The 233-nt window shown below is 63.1% G+C and carries 1 protein-coding gene; it reads right to left on the reverse strand.

Annotated elements, in window-relative coordinates; genetic code table 11:
- Nucleotides 1-233 (reverse strand): FUSC family protein (locus tag AAEY79_RS16495; protein WP_352289877.1); only part of this gene is annotated, 233 nt, incomplete at both ends.

Genomic DNA, 233 nt, shown 5'->3' on the forward strand with positions numbered 1-233 from the left:
TCCCAGACGGCCAAGGGGTTATCCACCACCGGCAGGGCAATCAGCGGCAAGGTGTAGCCGGCCAGCATCAGGGCGTAGTTATTCGCGGTGCGCAGGTGCATGGACAAGAACAGCAAAGTGCCGGTCCACAGCGCAATCACCACCACCAGAATGTAGGGTGACTGCACGAACATCGGCACAAACAGCACCGCCGCCGCCGCGCCCATCAAGGTGCCGATGGCGCGGTACAGGGC

Origin of the sequence: Psychrobacter sp. GW64-MNA-CIBAN-0177, assembly GCF_040309585.1 — a bacterium.
GTDB lineage: Bacteria > Pseudomonadota > Gammaproteobacteria > Pseudomonadales > Moraxellaceae > Psychrobacter > Psychrobacter okhotskensis.